The organism is Aureibacter tunicatorum (assembly GCF_036492635.1).
GTDB lineage: Bacteria > Bacteroidota > Bacteroidia > Cytophagales > Cyclobacteriaceae > Aureibacter > Aureibacter tunicatorum.
The window spans coordinates 4059413-4076357 of the sequence record NZ_AP025305.1; the positions used below are offsets into that span (position 1 = coordinate 4059413).

General features: G+C 38.4%; 14 protein-coding genes. 8 read left to right on the forward strand and 6 right to left on the reverse strand.

The features are described 5' to 3' along the window. The first annotated feature begins 46 nt into the window (after positions 1 to 46). Complete coding sequence (locus tag AABK36_RS17050; RefSeq protein WP_309940088.1) at positions 47 to 394, forward strand: hypothetical protein; 348 nt, start codon at positions 47 to 49, stop codon at positions 392 to 394. A 37-nt stretch (positions 395 to 431) separates the two neighbouring features. Here the strand turns inward: AABK36_RS17050 and AABK36_RS17055 are convergent, their stop codons facing one another. Then, positions 432 to 1724, reverse strand: coding sequence for a hypothetical protein (locus tag AABK36_RS17055; protein ID WP_309940086.1), 1293 nt, complete (start codon positions 1722 to 1724; stop codon positions 432 to 434). 84 nt (positions 1725 to 1808) lie between these two features. Further along, positions 1809 to 2315, reverse strand: coding sequence for a flavodoxin family protein (locus AABK36_RS17060; RefSeq protein WP_309940085.1), 507 nt, complete (start codon positions 2313 to 2315; stop codon positions 1809 to 1811). 190 nt (positions 2316 to 2505) lie between these two features. Here AABK36_RS17060 and AABK36_RS17065 point away from each other — a divergent pair, with 190 nt between their 5' ends. After that, positions 2506 to 2967 (forward strand): hypothetical protein, encoded by a 462-nt coding sequence (locus tag AABK36_RS17065; protein ID WP_309940083.1) that lies wholly within the window; start codon positions 2506 to 2508, stop codon positions 2965 to 2967. A 54-nt stretch (positions 2968 to 3021) separates the two neighbouring features. On the opposite strand, the gene AABK36_RS17070 is transcribed toward AABK36_RS17065, so the two are convergent. Continuing rightward, entirely contained in the window at positions 3022 to 4638 is a 1617-nt protein-coding gene (locus AABK36_RS17070) for an ABC-F family ATP-binding cassette domain-containing protein (RefSeq protein WP_309940082.1), read from the reverse strand. 200 nt (positions 4639 to 4838) lie between these two features. Then, positions 4839 to 5000, reverse strand: coding sequence for a hypothetical protein (locus AABK36_RS17075; RefSeq protein WP_309940081.1), 162 nt, complete (start codon positions 4998 to 5000; stop codon positions 4839 to 4841). A gap of 616 nt (positions 5001 to 5616) precedes the next feature. Here AABK36_RS17075 and AABK36_RS17080 point away from each other — a divergent pair. The 4 genes from AABK36_RS17080 to AABK36_RS17095 all read left to right on the forward strand — a co-directional run bounded on the left by AABK36_RS17080 (position 5617) and on the right by AABK36_RS17095 (position 12168). After that, positions 5617 to 6780: an efflux RND transporter periplasmic adaptor subunit gene (locus AABK36_RS17080; RefSeq protein WP_309940079.1), complete on the forward strand. Its 1164-nt coding sequence runs from the start codon at positions 5617 to 5619 to the stop codon at positions 6778 to 6780. Between the two features lies 1 nt (position 6781). Beyond that, complete coding sequence (locus tag AABK36_RS17085) at positions 6782 to 9913, forward strand: efflux RND transporter permease subunit (RefSeq protein ID WP_309940078.1); 3132 nt, start codon at positions 6782 to 6784, stop codon at positions 9911 to 9913. Further along, entirely contained in the window at positions 9910 to 11319 is a 1410-nt protein-coding gene (locus AABK36_RS17090) for an efflux transporter outer membrane subunit (protein ID WP_309940077.1), read from the forward strand. Before AABK36_RS17085 ends, AABK36_RS17090 begins: the two co-directional genes overlap by 4 nt. Positions 11320 to 11403: 84 nt before the next feature. Continuing rightward, positions 11404 to 12168 carry a hypothetical protein gene (locus AABK36_RS17095; protein ID WP_309940076.1) on the forward strand — a complete coding sequence of 255 codons (765 nt, stop codon included), beginning with the start codon at positions 11404 to 11406 and terminating at the stop codon, positions 12166 to 12168. On the opposite strand, the gene AABK36_RS17100 is transcribed toward AABK36_RS17095, so the two are convergent. Then, a complete protein-coding gene (locus AABK36_RS17100; RefSeq protein WP_309940074.1) occupies positions 12165 to 13514 on the reverse strand; it encodes a sodium-dependent transporter in 1350 nt (449 codons plus the stop codon). The genes AABK36_RS17095 and AABK36_RS17100 overlap by 4 nt on opposite strands. 205 nt (positions 13515 to 13719) lie before the next feature. Next, positions 13720 to 14760, reverse strand: coding sequence for a recombinase RecA (recA, locus tag AABK36_RS17105; protein WP_309940073.1), 1041 nt, complete (start codon positions 14758 to 14760; stop codon positions 13720 to 13722). A gap of 186 nt (positions 14761 to 14946) precedes the next feature. Here recA and AABK36_RS17110 point away from each other — a divergent pair, with 186 nt between their 5' ends. Both AABK36_RS17110 and AABK36_RS17115 read left to right on the forward strand, forming a co-directional pair. Beyond that, positions 14947 to 15978, forward strand: coding sequence for an aminopeptidase (locus tag AABK36_RS17110; protein ID WP_309940072.1), 1032 nt, complete (start codon positions 14947 to 14949; stop codon positions 15976 to 15978). Between the two features lie 91 nt (positions 15979 to 16069). Continuing rightward, positions 16070 to 16942, forward strand: coding sequence for a DUF3108 domain-containing protein (locus AABK36_RS17115; RefSeq protein ID WP_309940071.1), 873 nt, complete (start codon positions 16070 to 16072; stop codon positions 16940 to 16942). Positions 16943 to 16945: the final 3 nt, after the last annotated feature.

The following is a 16945-nucleotide window of genomic DNA, read 5'->3' on the forward strand; positions in this document are numbered from 1 at the left end:
TACACCTTGGTCCAACAAACAAAATTCAACATTAAATTTATAAAACATGGAATTCGATATCTTCTCTCAAAGCGTGATCATCCCCTTAATTGTATTTGGTTCATTATTTCTAAGCTTCAAAATACTGCTAGACTATCTGGAAAGAAAAAACATGATCAAAAACAATGTAACCTATGACAGTATTTATGGTTCTGAAAAGTCAGAGACACCACCGCTTTACTCAAGCCTAAAATATGCTTTATTGCTAATAGGAGTAGCCACAGGCCTTTGGGTAGGCGAGCTGCAAGGAGGAAATATCAACGAACCTTTGCCTTTTTTCATCTTTATCATGCTTTTTGGAGGCATTTCATTGCTAATCAATTACTTTATCCTTAGAAAAATGTTAAAGAAATAACGATTCAAGCCAAGCTTGCTATTAAGCTTGGCTTAATTCACTCTCCCCAAAAGTCTCCACGATCATGATGCAAAGACCTCATAAACTTCAATGTATTAATCGCATAGTCCTTAGTCTCCCTCATATCAACCTGATGCTTGCCTCCTCTTAATTCGAAAATTGGGGCTGGTATTCCAAATACCACATCGGTTTTATCCCCCATCGCTCCCATTGACTCAAGTTCGTACGCCCTCAAACGATTAGGAAAATTCTTCTCGGTCAAATAATCAACTCCTTCCAAAATACCTGTCAGCCATTTCTTTTTTGTCAAGTCCTTCAAAATATGATGAAGAATCGGCTGCTCCATCAAGAATATTCCCTTTGCGAAAAATGGTTCATCTAAATTTGTTTGTTTATCCGGCAAAACCTCTACCAATTTACTCATCCACCATGCTCCATTATCGCTTCTCAAGATTTCTTTTTCATCTGTAGGCAAAATCTTGAACATTGTTGCAAAGTCCGTTCTTGCCAACACTGTTATAAAACTCTTAGCGTACTTTCCTGCTCCGACATGGCCACTTACCAAATAAAAAAGAATCATTGTAGCAAAGCCCACAAAGCTTGAACTTACAGGCTCCCTAAGATTTTGCTGTAGCGCATCCGCCAAATAAAGAGCATTATCCCGCGCCCATCGCATTACCCTGCCTTGAAAATCCTTTTCTCGTCTCTCCCCCTCGTAACTCATCAAATATTTATGCCCTAGCGTCTTTCCCTGTTTCATAATCTCAGGATCACTAGCTTCGTCAGCCCCTAAATGAAGAAACAATTCACTAATTTTATCCAACCTAACTCCTGCGGTAGCCTGCGGATTGCTAGTAGGAACCTGCTTTCCATTATCGTAATAAACAGCAGCTAAAGGATCCAACAATTTCCCATATTTAATGCATGGCGCAAGTGGAGTGACAAAGCCTTCTGGGTGAACATAAGCATCAGCGTCCATAATTTCTTCAAGAAAGCTGTCTATTTCATCCATCACTTTATTAAGCTTGGCAATCCCGTGATCATTTTCATTAAATGGATCAGTAATGATTTCCATATAAGAAAGCCTTTGTTCTGTGGTATCCGCCGTAGTCTTCCAAAAATTGGCTTCATGTATGCAATCTCCTTTACGGTAAAATTTGCGAGATTTATACTCTTCATCCGTTTCTTCCGGATCTCTTTCAATCATCTTCATCAACCACCAATAAGGGTATCCAAACTCGAACCCAACAGCTCTCTGTATGACAGGATTCTTGCCAGAGATTGGTCTTTCGGTTTTGCTTTTACCTTCATTGTCTTTTATGGCATACATAAGATTTCAACTCTCCTTGTATTGATTTGTTGAAATGATAATAAACAAAAAAAGTGAATCAAATTCGATTCACTTTTCATTCGTTTACTTGATTTTCAACGCGTATTCCTTAACTCTTTCGACAATCTCCTCGGATATTGGACGTCCGTCTTTTTCCCCCCATGTATGAAGGTGATTTTGAAAGTTCATGTTAAGATAATTTGCCGAATACTTAAACGGCTCTGTAAAATGTTCAGGACAAAAATCTCCAGATCCGCAGCTTAGCACATACATCTTTTTATCCTCCAAAGCTCTGCCTAGATCCTTCCTCACTCTTACCAAGTCAGAAAATCTATCTATAAAAGCCTTAAGCTGAGCGCTCATTGTATACCAATACACAGGAGATGCCAAAACGATCTTATCATACTTAACCATTTCCTCGGCCAATGCTATAAAATCATCTTCAGAGTTGTTGTACTCATAGTCATAAGGACCTACTGTATACTCGCTAAGATCCCTAAATTCAAAACCGGTTTCCTCTGCCAACAATTTCGCTACTTGATGCGTATTTCCTTTTTTCCTTGCTGTTCCTAAAAAAATTATACCACTCATACTTTCATTCATCAACTATAATACTAAAATTTAAACCCAAATAATAACTAATATAATCCACTAAATTTAAATAAATATATAAATCAAATTCATATAACAATAAAAACACTCAACAAAAGAACTAATTTTTGCTTTTTTGATTTTTTATTATTTCCATTGAAGTACTTAAAACAAACAAAACAAATCTATTATGAGAAAATTTCTAATTTTACCATTAATTGCACTTTCTTTTAATATAAGCTCATGTAACGATGATAGTAATGAACCTCATAACATTTCTCAATTCGACTCAAACTCTATTACACTAAGCCAAACAACGCTTAATGGAAATTGGCAAGAATCTGAAAATCCAGCAAACACAATCTCATTCAATGAAAATGGATTTTCAATGAGTCTTTCAAAAAATTCTGCTTTTGATAAAATCAATGAAGAATGTCCAAATCAAAGCATTTCAGTGAGAGGCAATTATCATTTTGACAACTCTAAAATTTATTTAGAAGGAACTTATCAAAAAAGTGACGTTGAAAATAGCTGTGACAAAAGAGGAAATTATAACCTTCAAGAGTTTTCTTATGAAATAATTTCTGAAAAAGAAATTATAATCACAAACTCAAACTTATCATCTACATCTGTTACTATTACAAAAAACTAAAAATAAAAAGGGCTTGCAAAATACAAGCCCTTTTCCAATATTTTTTATACGCTTTTATTTATACATTGCCTCTCTTCTTGACTGAACTTCCGAATCAGCGATATAATCGTCATAACTCATATGCTTGTCAATGATACCATTAGGAGTTAGCTCAATGATTCTATTGGCAACAGTCTGCATGAACTCATGGTCATGAGATGAAATAATCAACGAACCATCATAATCTTTCAGCGAGTTATTAAATGCTGTAATAGATTCCAAATCCAAGTGGTTTGTAGGCTCATCAAGCATCAAGAAATTTGGAGACTGAAGCATCATCTTAGACACCATGCATCTCACTTTTTCTCCTCCCGAAAGCACTTGAGCGCTTTTCAATGTTTCTTCTCCAGTGAAAAGCATTCTTCCTAAAAATCCACGCACAAACGCCTCATCCTTCTCTTCAGAATACTGTCTCAGCCAATCGATCAAATTATCATCAACCCCCTCAAAATACTCTGAGTTGTCAACAGGCAAATAAGAATGAGTAATCGTCTGTCCCCATTTATAGTAACCTGTTTCAGCTTCTTGTCTTCCATTAAGAATTTCATAAAGAGCCGACACCGCCAATTTATTCTTGGAAATCAAACCAACCTTGTCTCCTTTATTCAATCTGAATTCAACCTTGTCAAATAATTTGACTCCATCCAATGAAGCTGAAAGATCCTCCACTTCTAAAATCTGATCGCCTGCTTCGCGCTCTTGCTTAAAGATTATTCCAGGGTATTTACGGCTAGAAGGCTTGATCTCATCCAAGTTCAACTTATCCAATAACTTTCTACGGCTAGTCGCTTGCTTTGACTTTGCAGCATTAGCGCTAAATCTTTCGATGAAAGTTTGAAGCTCTTTCCTCTTCTCTTCCATCTTCTTATTTTGATCAGCTCTTTGCTTAAGCGCTAATTGACTCGACTCATACCAGAATGTATAATTACCTGTATGAATATTGATCTTGCTGAAATCAATATCCACAATATGCGAACATACTGTATCCAAGAAGTGACGGTCGTGAGATACTACAATTACAGTATTTTTGAAGTCCAATAAGAAATCTTCCAACCAAGTTATCGTCTCAACGTCCAAATCATTGGTAGGCTCATCGAGAATAAGGATATCAGGGTTACCAAAAATAGCTTGAGCCAACAACACTCTTACTTTTTGCTTACCATTCAAGTCCTTCATCAACTTGTAATGATCGTCCTCTTTGATACCCAATCCGCTCAATAGACCCGCCGCATCACTCTCAGCATTCCATCCATCCATCTCAGCGAACTCAGCTTCAAGCTCAGACGCCTTAATACCGTCCTCTTCCGAAAAGTCTGGCTTGGCATAGATAGCGTCTTTCTCCGCCATCACTCTCCACAGGTCACTATGACCTCTTAATACTGTTTCCAATACCGGAAACTCGTCAAACTCATAGTGGTTCTGCTTCAATACCGCCATACGCTCACCAGGAGTGATCGACACTTGACCTGTAGTTGCATCTACATCGCCAGACAATATTTTCAAAAATGTAGACTTGCCGGCTCCATTGGCTCCAATCACACCATAGCAATTCCCAGGCGTGAACTTGATATTAACATCATCAAAGAGCGTTCGCTTTCCAAACTTAAGCGAAAGATTAGATACTGAAATCATGATTTATTATTTTACTATTTTATTTCAATATTAGAAATATAAACATGCTTGATCGCTTTAAATGAATCCCTATTCGTCAAATGCAATACTTAAAACGATACGCTTTTAGCGTCAGTCCTACATGCTTAATTAATCTGCACAAAACTAAGGATTTATTTCTACACCTACGACTTTTACAAAAAAAAACAACGAGCGACGAACTATTTATCAAAAGGATACGCCTCAAACCAATCCTTAAGTCCCAGCGTCTCCTTTAAATACTGTATTTCTTCATAAGAAACATCTGTTTCTTTCAACAAATAGGTTCTGCCATGTTTATAACTCTCATAAACATATATATCGTGTTCATAAAGGTGTTTCATCCAATTCTTCAACTTCAATAGGTTTGAAAACTATCACTTACATATCCAGCCCCAAACTGATCAAGAAGCCAAGCATATGTCAATACCTTTTACGCTTATGCTTTTGAATTTCAGATTTTTTGAATTTGGATCATAAGCAGTAATTCTCATCATCAAATAGTTTTATAATTATTAGACAAAGACTAATAATCGACACCCGCCACTTTACTATATCAATATGGATCAATTACTGTAAGTATTAATACGATTTAATGTCCAATGGAACTACATATAATTTTAAATAATACACTATGAAAAGTGTGCTAACTAACAGAATATTTAATAAATTGTTTTTTTTTAATATCTAATTAAACGAACTACCGCTTTTAACATTTTTTACATTGAGATGCTTTATATGATTTTTTTACAAGCTTTATATTGTCCGCACTTTGTACAAAAAAAATCTTTGCAGAATTTTACAATTCACATTCAAGGACTTAAGTCGCCTTTAGTAAGATATTAATTTATATATTTAGCAAAATTAAATAAATAAAATTCAATCATAGAATTTCAAACAATCAATTAAAAACCAAACCAACATATTATTTATTTTTTATTCACAAACACTAAGTTGAAGATGAAAATAAAACAAATAAAACCAGGCTATATCAGTAGTCTACTCATATTTACTTTAGCTCTGCTTTTCATGCAATGCAATAAAGGCAAAAAAATGCCGCCACCTCCAATAGTAGCGACTTCAAAGGTAGCTCTTGAGGATATCAAATTTTATGGAGATTATGTGGGAAGAACACAAGCCTCTCTCTCGGTTCAAATAAGAGCGAGGGTTAATGGCTTTTTGGAGAAAAGACTCTTCGAAGAAGGCACAAAAGTACATAAAGGCCAGTTGCTTTATGTTATTGACAAACGACCTTATCAAGCTGCCGTTATCAAATCCGAAGCCCAATTATCGGAAGCTAAAGTGGAATTAGATATCGCTCAAAGGCATTTGAACAGAATAAAGCCGCTGTTTGAGCAAAACGCTGCCAGTCGTCTGGATTTGGATAATGCTATTGCCAGAAAAGAAACAGCTGAAGCCAAAGTGGAAATCGCTAAAGCCGATCTTGACCAAACTAAATTAGAATTGAGCTTTACTGATATCAGATCTCCCCTTGATGGATATATCGGAGCTTCAAAAGTAGATATCGGAGGACTTGTAGGCTCCCAAGGGCAATCTTTGCTCAATGTTGTTGTGCAAACCGACCCGATGTTTGTCAATTTCAATATGACAGCGCTGGATTACTTAAGTTCGCAAAGAAGATTGAATTCAAGCAGCGATTCCATACCAGTAAAGGATGTGGTATCCATTACACTGCCTGATAATACGACATACGAATACAAAGGAGATTTGAACTTCACCGCGCCAGAAGTAGACCCCAAAACAGGAACATATGCTGTAAGAGGTGTGGTAGCAAACCCAAGCAATATTCTTCTGCCCGGACAGCCTACAACAGTGAAACTATTAAGAGATATTCAGTTCAATACGGTTGTGATTCCTAACAAAGCAATGGAAATCGCTGAGGGTGGCGCATTTGTATATGTTGTGAAATCAGATTCTACGGTAGAGCGAAGGTTTATCGAAACAGGCGTCCAATTTCAAAACAGCACAACCATTAAAAGAGGGTTATTTCCTAACGAAACTATCGTAGTGGAAGGAATCCAAAAGCTCACTCCAGGCCAAAGAGTAAAAGCCCTGAATGAGCAACAATATCAAGAATTAATTTACAACGAAGAAAAGCAATAGAATGAATTCTGAATTTTTCATTGACAGACCCATCTTCTCAATAGTGCTATCGATTATCATAGTGCTTTTGGGAGTCATGGCGATCTTCCTGTTGCCTATCGCTCAATACCCGGACATTACCCCTCCAGTAGTGAAAATAAGCACTTCATATCCTGGAGCTAATGCCAAAGTGGTGTCAGAAGCCCTAGCGACTCCTATTGAACAGGAGCTCAACGGAACGCCTAATATGATCTACATGGACTCCAGAAGCACTAACACTGGAGGATTGAATATTAATATCACATTCAAAGTTGGAACTGATCCGGACATAGCCGCCATTGAAGTTCAAAACAGAGTGAAAAGAACCGAATCGCGCCTTCCCGCCGAAGTAGTGCAAAATGGGATCAACATCGAAAAACAATCGCCAAGCAGATTGATGACAGTTTGTCTCCAATCAAATGAGCCAAAATACGATGAAATATATCTAAGTAACTTCGCTACCATCAATGTGCTGGATGCCCTTAAAAGGATACCGGGAGTAGGAAGAGTTTCTAATGTTGGTTCTAGATACTATGGCATGAGAATCTGGGTTCAACCGGACAAGCTAGCCTCTTATGGGCTTACTATCAAAGATTTGCAAAGTGCCATCAAAGACCAAAACAGAGAATCAGCGGCTGGAGAGCTTGGTATTCCACCGATCAATAATGTTGATGTCGCTTTGCCGATTACGGCTGAAGGACGGCTTGAAGATGCCGAAGAATTCGAAAACATCATAGTGAAAGCTTATGAAGATGGTTCTATAATCAGAGTTCGAGATGTAGCCAGAGTAGAATTAGCCGCATCAAACTATAGAAACAACTCTGAGCTGGACGGACAAAATGCAGCCATGCTGGATATCTTTTTATTGCCGGATGCCAATGCCATCGAAGTGTCCGAACAGATCAAAGAAAAGATGAATGAGATCAGCAAGAATTTCCCGGAGGGCATTGTACACTCCATTCCATTCGACACGACTATATATATTTCCGAATCCATTGAGGAAGTATACAAAACTCTTTTTGAAGCTTTAGTGCTAGTTGTATTGGTTGTATACCTTTCATTGCAAAGCTGGAGATCAACATTAGTGCCTACGATTGCGGTGCCTATTTCATTGATAGGAACTTTCGCCGTCATGTTAGCATTTGGATTCTCAATCAACATGCTTACCCTATTGGGGCTAATTCTAGCCATTGGTATTGTAGTCGACGACGCCATTGTGGTAGTGGAAAATGTAGAGCGACTTATGGAAGAAGAAAAACTTTCACCTTATGCCGCTTCCCATAAAGCTATGAAAGAACTTTCAGGAGCTATTGTGGCTACTTCACTTGTGCTTGCCGCTGTATTTCTTCCAGTAAGTTTTCTAGAAGGAATTACCGGCAGACTATTTCAGCAGTTTTCCATTACTATTGCTGTATCCGTATTGATCTCAACAGTAGTTGCATTGACTTTAAGCCCTGCTTTATGCGCGATCATATTAAAGCCAAGAGAACCTAATCAAAACATCGTCTTCAGAAGCATTAACCAATGGGTTGAAAAAAGCAATAATAAATACACCGATTTTGTCAAAGGCATTTTAGCCAGAAAGAAGCATACACTGACTAGTTTCTTTGTCATAATTGTTTTAATCGTGTTGCTTGGAAGTAAAATACCTACAAGTTTTATCCCTGTGGAAGATCAAGGTTTTTTCAATATTGAACTTGCTTTGCCTAAAGGCGCTACTTTGGAACGAACCAGCAAAGTAGCTGACAGGGCGATCAAATACTTAACCAAGCACCCTGCGATAGCGCATGTCCAAAGCATCAAAGGTTCCAGCAACCAAGTTGGGACCAACGAATCGAGAGCCTTGTTTATCGTGATCCTTAAGCCATGGGAAGAACGAAAAGACGACAACTGGACAGTCCAAAAAGTGATGGAAGATTGCGAAAGTGAATTTTACAACTATCCTGAGGCTATTGCTTACATATCTCTTCCTCCAGTGATTCCCGGCTTGGGTAATTCAGGCGGCTTTGAATTCCAGCTTCAAGATAAAACCGGCAACAGCTGGGATAATTTAGTTAATGCCACTGACACATTGATGAAGCATGCTCAATTGCAAAAAGCGCTTTCCGGCGTCTCTAATAATATGCAAACAGGTATCCCTCAATTGTACTTTGACTTGGACAGGGATAGGGCTAAATTATTGGGAACTCCATTAGCTGATATTTTCTCCACGATGAAGGCTTTTTTAGGCTCCGTATATGTTAATGATTTCAATAAATTCAATCGTATATACAGAGTATTCCTTCAAGCTGATCAAGAATACCGGGAGCATCCTTCCGACCTCCAATGGTTTCATGTAAAAGCCAATAATGGCACCATGATCCCCTTGACAGCTTTAGGAACGACTAATTATACAACTGGACCGGGATCTATCGACCGATTCAACCTATTTACTTCCACTACTATAAGCGGAACCCCTGGCAACGGGTATAGCTCAGGTCAAGCAATGGATGCGCTTGAAACATTAGCGGAAGATGTATTGCCGGAAAATATTGGGTTTGAATGGAGCGGCCTTTCCTATCAAGAAAAAGAAGCCGAAGGCCAAATGGGACCAATACTGACTATTGTTCTACTTTTCGTCTTTTTATTCCTTGCAGCCCAATATGAAAGCTGGCTTATTCCTATCGCAGTATTGCTTTCATTGCCGATTGCCGTGCTTGGAGCTTTTGTAGGCATATGGTTCAGAGGACTCGAAAATGATATATATTTTCAAATTGGATTGGTGACACTAATCGGACTATCCGCAAAAAATGCCATCCTTATCGTTGAGTTCGCCAAAGAAAAGCAATTGGAAGGCTACTCTCCTGCGCATGCGGCTGTGGAAGCGGTAAAACTTAGGTTCAGACCTATTGTGATGACTTCTTTCGCATTCATATTAGGCATGATCCCATTGGTTCTTGCCAGCGGAGCAGGCTCTGCCAGCAGACACTCCATTGGCACTGGAGTTTTTGTTGGAATGATTGCCTCCACATTAATAGGTATCGTTTTCATCCCATTCTTCTATGTTCTTATCAATGATGCAAAGGAGAAACTCTCAGGATTATTCAAAGCCAAACCTAAAGACGACGAATCATGAAACACTGCAAATATTTAATATATTTCATCCTTTTCGGGTTCACTTTATTGGGGTGCAAGATTGGAAGGAATTATCAAAGACCTGAAATGCCAATCCCTGCTACTTGGGACAATGAAACGGACAGTCTCTCCAATCTAGCTGACATGGCTTGGTGGGAACTTTATCAAGACACTGTTCTTCAAGAATTAATCAACCAAGCGCTTGTTCAGAATCAAAGCGCCTTGATCGCAATGGCAAGAATCGAAGAAGCCGCTGGGTTAAGAAGAGTCGCTGCCAGTCCATTATTTCCACAAATTGGTGCTAAGCTGACTTATGAAACTGAAGGAGAAGTTAATTCCGAAGGAAAGACTAAGACGACCGATACTTATGAAGGCTATGCGACCGTGCTTTGGGAGCTTGACATTTGGGGCAAATATCGAAGAGCGAATGAAGCCGCCCGAGCAGAGTTACTAAGCACTAGTGAAAACTACAAAGCGGTCATCATTTCACTTGTCAGCAACGTGGCACAGGCATATTTCGAGCTTTTGGATCTTGACAATAGAATTGAGATCACTCAAGGAACCATTGTCGCAAGAAAAGAAGCTGAACGTATAGCAAAATTAAGGTTTGAGGGAGGGTTAAGCAATGAAGTAGGATTGATACAGGCACAGCTTGAACTCGCAAGAACTGAAGCTGTACTTCCAAAGCTTCAAGAGCAACTGGTATTTAAACGAAATGAAATCAGCATTCTATTAGGCGTGCCTCCTCAAGAAATTCCTCGAGGAGAATCGCTCAATAGCCAAAACATTCCCGTTAGCCCAATTGTTCCCGCAGGCATACCTTCTGAGTTAATTAACAGAAGGCCTGATGTTGCAAGCTCTGAACAATTATTAATAGCTGCCAATGCCAGTGTTGGTGTGGCGCAAGGCAATATGCTGCCTAGCTTGGCTCTATCAACAGGCGACATAGGCTTGAGCAGCAATTCTATTGACAAATTTCTACAAGCCACATACTGGGATTTCCTTGCAGGTCTTACAGCTCCAATTTTCAATGGAGGCAGATTAAAAGGAAATCTTGTCGCTGCCAAAGCAAGGCACGAACAAGCTCTTCAAGGTTACAAGCAGGTAGTGCTGCTCGCTTTCGAAGATGTCTCAAACTCCCTTGTTAGGCATTACAAGGCCATAGAAATTCGCCAAGCTCAAGAAAAAGTCAACGAATCCTCCGCTGCATATCTTCAAATCGCCAATATCCAGTATTTCAATGGATACATAAACTATTTGGACGTGCTAGATGCGCAAAGAAGGCAATTTGACGCTGAGTTAGAGCTTAGTATTTCTGTCAGAGATGAATTGATTTCTTCCGTGCTTCTGTACAAATCCTTGGGAGGCGGTTGGAATCCTGTAGAACCTGAGCAAAGCGAGCAATAGCAAGCAAAATTGCTTCATTAATATTCCTCAAAACATTTTAGTGTGTTGATTGTCTCTATCTTGAGCATCAACACACTATTTATTATGAAACCATACAGGCTAATAATTATATTTTCACTTTTAATCTCTGCCTGTAACACTTCAAAAAACCACTCAAAACTTTGCCTCCAACCAGTTGACTTTACTGACTACAATGGAGTCAGAACCAGTATTGCTTATAATAATAAAGGACTCATTACTAAACTAAACAAAAGCTACAAAGACTCTTCTTGGGTAGAAAAGATCTATTATACTGATGAAGGGTTTACGATTACGAAATCAGGAAAGAAAAGAAGAAAGAAATTTGAAGAGATAACTTTCGTTATTCATCCTCATAAAAATACTATAAAAAAAACAGTCAAAACCGACTATAACGATACGTTCACCTTCTTAATACATACCAACAAAAGGCTTCAACCAATAAGCATCACACCTATTTCTCATAAAAGCATGGATTCCGAAGAATTCTTGTATGACAGCAATGGCAATATGATTCGTCGAGTAAAGAGAGATCAATATGGCAACACTTCATTCTTTATTGAACTCATTTATGATCAACGAAAATCCGCATTCTTAAATACTCCTTATGCAGGTCTGATTCTTGAATATGAATACTCTTCTCCAAACAACTCCATAGCGAATAAATTCCAATCCGATAATTTAACTGGAAAGGAAACTTTTTCACTTGAATACAATGATGTCGGTTATCCCAAGCAAATAGAAGGAGCTCAAAAGTTCAACATTGGAGATAGTACAGGGCAAAAAAAACTTCCTACCCAATACTTCTTTTATAAGCTATGCTCTGATTAACCAAGCAAACCTATGCCATTCAAGAAAATGATCAGCACCGCTGATGGCGCTACGAACTTCACCAAAAACATAATTGCATTGTATCCCATTTGGTTAATTCGCTTGCCTAGTCCAAGCTCTTCCTTCACTATATTTTGATCCATTCTCCAGCCTACAAAGACTAGAATCGTAAAGCTTCCTATTGGCATAGCTAAATTGGTAACGATATAATCAAACAGATCGAAAATTGACAATCCAAACAATTTCACATCCGCCAATAAGTTATTGGACAAAGCGCAAATGCTTCCCAATACTATTATCACCAATGAAATCGATATAGCTACTCTTTTTCTTCTCATATCATACTCTTCCACAAAAAATGACACCAACACTTCAAGCATTGAAATAGAAGAAGTCAAAGCAGCGACAAAAAGCAACACAAAAAATGACAATGAAAAAAAGTAACCCGCAGGCATATATTGAAACACCTGAGGAAGCGTGATAAATACTAATCCAGGACCCGCTGATGGACTAACATTGTAAGCAAATACAGCAGGGAAGATTGCCAAGCCCGACAATATAGCGATGGCAACATCCGCTAATGCTATCTCACTTGCTGTAACTTGCAAATTGACATCTTTACGAATATAAGATCCATAAATCACCATAGTTCCGATACCAACACTCAAAGAAAAGAACGCCTGTCCCAAAGCCGAAAGCACAGCCTCTGCGGAAAGCTTTGAAAAATCAGGATTCAATAAAAAATCTATCCCTTTATCAGCTCCATCAAGCGTTATTGAGCGGAATGCCAACACTAGCAAAAGCGCGAATAATAAAGGCATTAACAACTTCGCGTATTTTTCAATGCCATTTTTAACACCTGAAATAACAATCAGCACGGTAAAAGCCAAAAATATCGCCAGCCAAAAAATAGAGCTTTCAGGATTAGCCACTCTGCTTTCAAACAAATGTTGGTAAGCTTCCGCCGTTCCCAAGTTCAATTGATTTGTCAATGCCAGATAAACATACTCGGTCGTCCAGCCAGCTACCACGCCATAAAATGATATCAATAGCAAAGCCGCTAAAATTCCAAACAGCCCCACATATTTCCAAGCGCCTCGAGGTGATACAGACTTGAAAGCACCCACAGCATTCTTGCCAGTGGAACGTCCCATAACAAAAGCCGAAAGCAATACCGGCAAAGCCACCAAAAATGTAAACAGCAAATATATCAATATGAATGCAGCTCCTCCATTTTGACCTGCCACATATGGAAATTTCCAGATATTACCCAATCCTACAGCGGAACCAGCCGCCGCGGCAATCACCCCTAGTTTCGATGAAAACCCGTCTCTATTTTTTATCATTTATCTTATAGTAATTGTCTATCAACCTGCAAGATAAGAGAAGATTTTTTCATTTTCTAATCTGAGGCATTTTCCAAAGTAATTTGGCTAACATTCTTTTTACCGCTTTTTTTTTTAATGGAATCATCCAAAAAGATCTAAAAACAAAAGAGCCCCGGATAGAGGCTCTTTTCAAGAAACTTACAGTTCAATATTTTATCTAAGATCAAGCTTCGCTTTTCTCAGTCTCCTCTTCTTCAGCCTTATCCTCTACTGGAGAAAACGTCGCTCTGATTTTGCTTTCCAATTCATCCATTAACTCAGGATTGTCCTGAATAATTCGTTTCACAGCATCTCTACCCTGACCTAACTTGCTGTCTTGGTAAGAAAACCATGATCCGGCCTTTTTAATCAAGCCAAGCTCCACTCCTATATCAAGGATCTCTCCTACTTTAGAAATCCCCTCTCCGTACATAATATCAAACTCCACTATCTTAAAAGGAGGCGCTACTTTATTTTTTACAACTTTCACCTTAGTTCTATTACCAAGTATGTTATCAGCGCTTTCCTTGATCTGGCCAATTCTTCTGATGTCCAAACGAACAGAAGCATAAAACTTCAATGCATTACCCCCAGTTGTTGTCTCAGGGTTGCCAAACATAACTCCGATTTTCTCTCTTAGCTGGTTAATGAATATGCAAGTGCAATTCGTCTTATTTATGGCTCCAGTCAACTTTCTCAAAGCTTGAGACATTAGTCGAGCTTGCAAGCCCATCTTACTGTCTCCCATATCGCCTTCAAGCTCTCCTTTTGGCACCAAAGCAGCCACTGAGTCGATTACGATAATATCTATCGCTCCAGAACGGATCAAATGCTCCGCAATCTCCAAGGCTTGCTCCCCATTGTCAGGTTGCGAGATCAATAAATTATCAGTATCTATACCCAACTTTTCAGCATAAGACTTGTCAAAAGCGTGTTCAGCATCCACAAATGCAGCCAATCCGCCATTTTTCTGCGCCTCTGCGATACAATGCATGGAAAGCGTAGTCTTACCAGATGATTCAGGACCGAATATCTCAATAATCCTACCTCTTGGCACACCACCGATGCCAAGCGCAACATCAAGCCCTAACGAGCCTGTTGAAATGGCCGGCAAGTTCTCAACTCGCTCATCACTAAGCTTCATCACAGTCCCTTTCCCATACTCTTTGTCCAATTTATCAATGGTCAATTTCAGGGCTTTCAGTTTTTCTTCTCTATTATCCATTACTAATTAGGTTAGCTTCAATTTTGAAATCGTGTTAAAAATATTGACAAGAATTTTAATTTGCAAAATTTTTTAGTTGTTTTATTGTAATTTTTTATCGCACTATCTTCCTTGCAAAGCTGAACAACTTTGCTCAAATTTATTTTTAATATAAAAAAATAAACTCATCAACTCGTATTCCGACAAATGAAATACAAAATACTATTTTTTTTGCTAGCTCTGATCGCTGTGTTTTTATATTCACAAAGAAAACTTGTCATTTATGGGCTTCAACAAGCTAGCGGTCAAGCAAAAATACTCATCGAGGCAAAGCCAATCGAAACATACTTGACAGACCCGGATTATCCGGACTCACTAAAGACCAAGCTTGAGCAAATACAACGAATCAAAAAATATGCAGAAGATTCTCTCGGGATCAAAAAGTCAAAAAACTACACTAAAATGTTTGACCAACACGGCGATCCCATCATGTTCGTACTTACCGCCTGCGAACCATTCGAATTGAAAGCTAAAGAATGGTCTTTCCCATTTATTGGCAAATTTTCCTACAAAGGCTTTTTCAATCTAAACGAGGCTAAAAAAGAACGCAAGCAACTTCAGCAACAAGGCCTTGACACAAATATACGAACTGCCGGCGCATGGTCTACTCTAGGTTGGTTCAACGACCCCATACTATCAAACATGTTGGATTATAAAACCGGTCGTCTAGCTGAGCTTATTATTCACGAGTTAACCCACGGCACCATTTTCGTCAAAGACAGCGTGCAGTTCAACGAGAACCTTGCCACATTTATAGGACATAAAGGAGCTGTAAAATATCTGAAAACCTACTATGGCGACACTTCAAGAGCTTACATAAATTATATCAACGGCTGGCATGACAGCCATAAATTCGACGCCTATGTCTTACATGGAGCGAAAAAAATGGATAGCTTGTACCAATCCATGCAGCAACAATCCTTAAGCATCGAACAAAAAGAACAACTAAAAACTCAAGCCATAGAACAAATCATACATAACCTCGACACAGTTTCTTTTCATGAAAATTCTCGATATCCGCATTATTTCGATAAATACACGCCTAACAACACATTTTTCATGGCCTATTTGCGATACAATGCGAACTACAGTCTGCTAGAAAAAGATTTCAAAGAAAAATACAATCAGAATATTAAAGAATATATCAATGATCTGAAAAAAAAATATCCTTCTTTGTAAATTTATTGCCATAAGAATAAGAAAAAAAAATATTTTTTCGTTATAATAAAGCATGATGTTACAAAATATTATTCCGAAAGACATAATTTACATGAGCCAAAAGCTTTATATGCCAAGGATTATAGTAGCAATTATTCTCACATTAACTGCTATTAGTGCTTCAGCTCAAAAGAACCATAACAGCTCAGACAATACCAATAATGCATTTTCTCAAGGGGAAGTCGCCTTGTACAAAATACATTTCGGATTTGTCAACGCGGGGGAAGCTACGATAAGTGTTGGCGATGACATTCATATTATAAATGACAAACCTTGCTATAATCTAGAAGTAAGCGGCAAAACCGTGGGTGTATTTGCTTTAGCGGCTACTTTGGAAGATAAATGGGGTACGTTTGTTGACACTACATCTCTTTTGCCTGAAAAATTTTATCTCAGAGTGCGCGAAATGAGCTATCGAAAAAAACAAAACATTCTCTTTGAGCAATCGGAAGATAAAGCTATTGTCCAAAAATTGAATAAAGAAACTGGCGAATTCATAAGAGCTGACACATTCAATGTTCCCAGTCATATACGCGATATCGTCAGCGGAGCCTATTTTCTCCGAACATTCAATCTAGACACATTGCAAATTGGCAACAGTATTAGAATAGACGGCTTTTTTGATGATACAGTCTACAATATGCATATCAAGCTCACAGGCAAAGAAATAATAAATACCAAAGCAGGCAAAAAAGAAGCCTTGGTTCTAAGCCCGATTTTGCCAAACAACAAGCTTTTTGACGGAGGAGACGCCATCCAGATTTGGCTTTCCGACGACACGCATAAAATCCCGCTAAAAGTCAAAGCAAAATTGCTAATTGGATCCTTGGACATAACTCTTAAAGAGTATACTCCAGGCATCAAACATCCAGAAAACGAAGATTATTTCAAAAAAAAAAGGAAGAGAAGAAAAGACAAAACTTAAGCT

Bases quoted from the DNA above. Each gene is read 5' to 3' on its own strand.
- AABK36_RS17060 (WP_309940085.1), bottom strand. From the start codon at position 2,315: ATGAGTGGTATAATTTTTTTAGGAACAGCAAGGAAAAAAGGAAATACG.
- AABK36_RS17065 (WP_309940083.1), top strand. From the start codon at position 2,506: ATGAGAAAATTTCTAATTTTACCATTAATTGCACTTTCTTTTAATATA.
- AABK36_RS17115 (WP_309940071.1), top strand. From the start codon at position 16,070: ATGAGCCAAAAGCTTTATATGCCAAGGATTATAGTAGCAATTATTCTC.
- recA (WP_309940073.1), bottom strand. From the start codon at position 14,760: ATGGATAATAGAGAAGAAAAACTGAAAGCCCTGAAATTGACCATTGAT.
- AABK36_RS17090 (WP_309940077.1), top strand. From the start codon at position 9,910: ATGAAACACTGCAAATATTTAATATATTTCATCCTTTTCGGGTTCACT.
- AABK36_RS17070 (WP_309940082.1), bottom strand. From the start codon at position 4,638: ATGATTTCAGTATCTAATCTTTCGCTTAAGTTTGGAAAGCGAACGCTC.
- AABK36_RS17075 (WP_309940081.1), bottom strand. From the start codon at position 5,000: ATGAAACACCTTTATGAACACGATATATATGTTTATGAGAGTTATAAA.
- AABK36_RS17095 (WP_309940076.1), top strand. From the start codon at position 11,404: ATGAAACCATACAGGCTAATAATTATATTTTCACTTTTAATCTCTGCC.
- AABK36_RS17100 (WP_309940074.1), bottom strand. From the start codon at position 13,514: ATGATAAAAAATAGAGACGGGTTTTCATCGAAACTAGGGGTGATTGCC.
- AABK36_RS17085 (WP_309940078.1), top strand. From the start codon at position 6,782: ATGAATTCTGAATTTTTCATTGACAGACCCATCTTCTCAATAGTGCTA.
- AABK36_RS17055 (WP_309940086.1), bottom strand. From the start codon at position 1,724: ATGTATGCCATAAAAGACAATGAAGGTAAAAGCAAAACCGAAAGACCA.
- AABK36_RS17050 (WP_309940088.1), top strand. From the start codon at position 47: ATGGAATTCGATATCTTCTCTCAAAGCGTGATCATCCCCTTAATTGTA.
- AABK36_RS17080 (WP_309940079.1), top strand. From the start codon at position 5,617: ATGAAAATAAAACAAATAAAACCAGGCTATATCAGTAGTCTACTCATA.
- AABK36_RS17110 (WP_309940072.1), top strand. From the start codon at position 14,947: ATGAAATACAAAATACTATTTTTTTTGCTAGCTCTGATCGCTGTGTTT.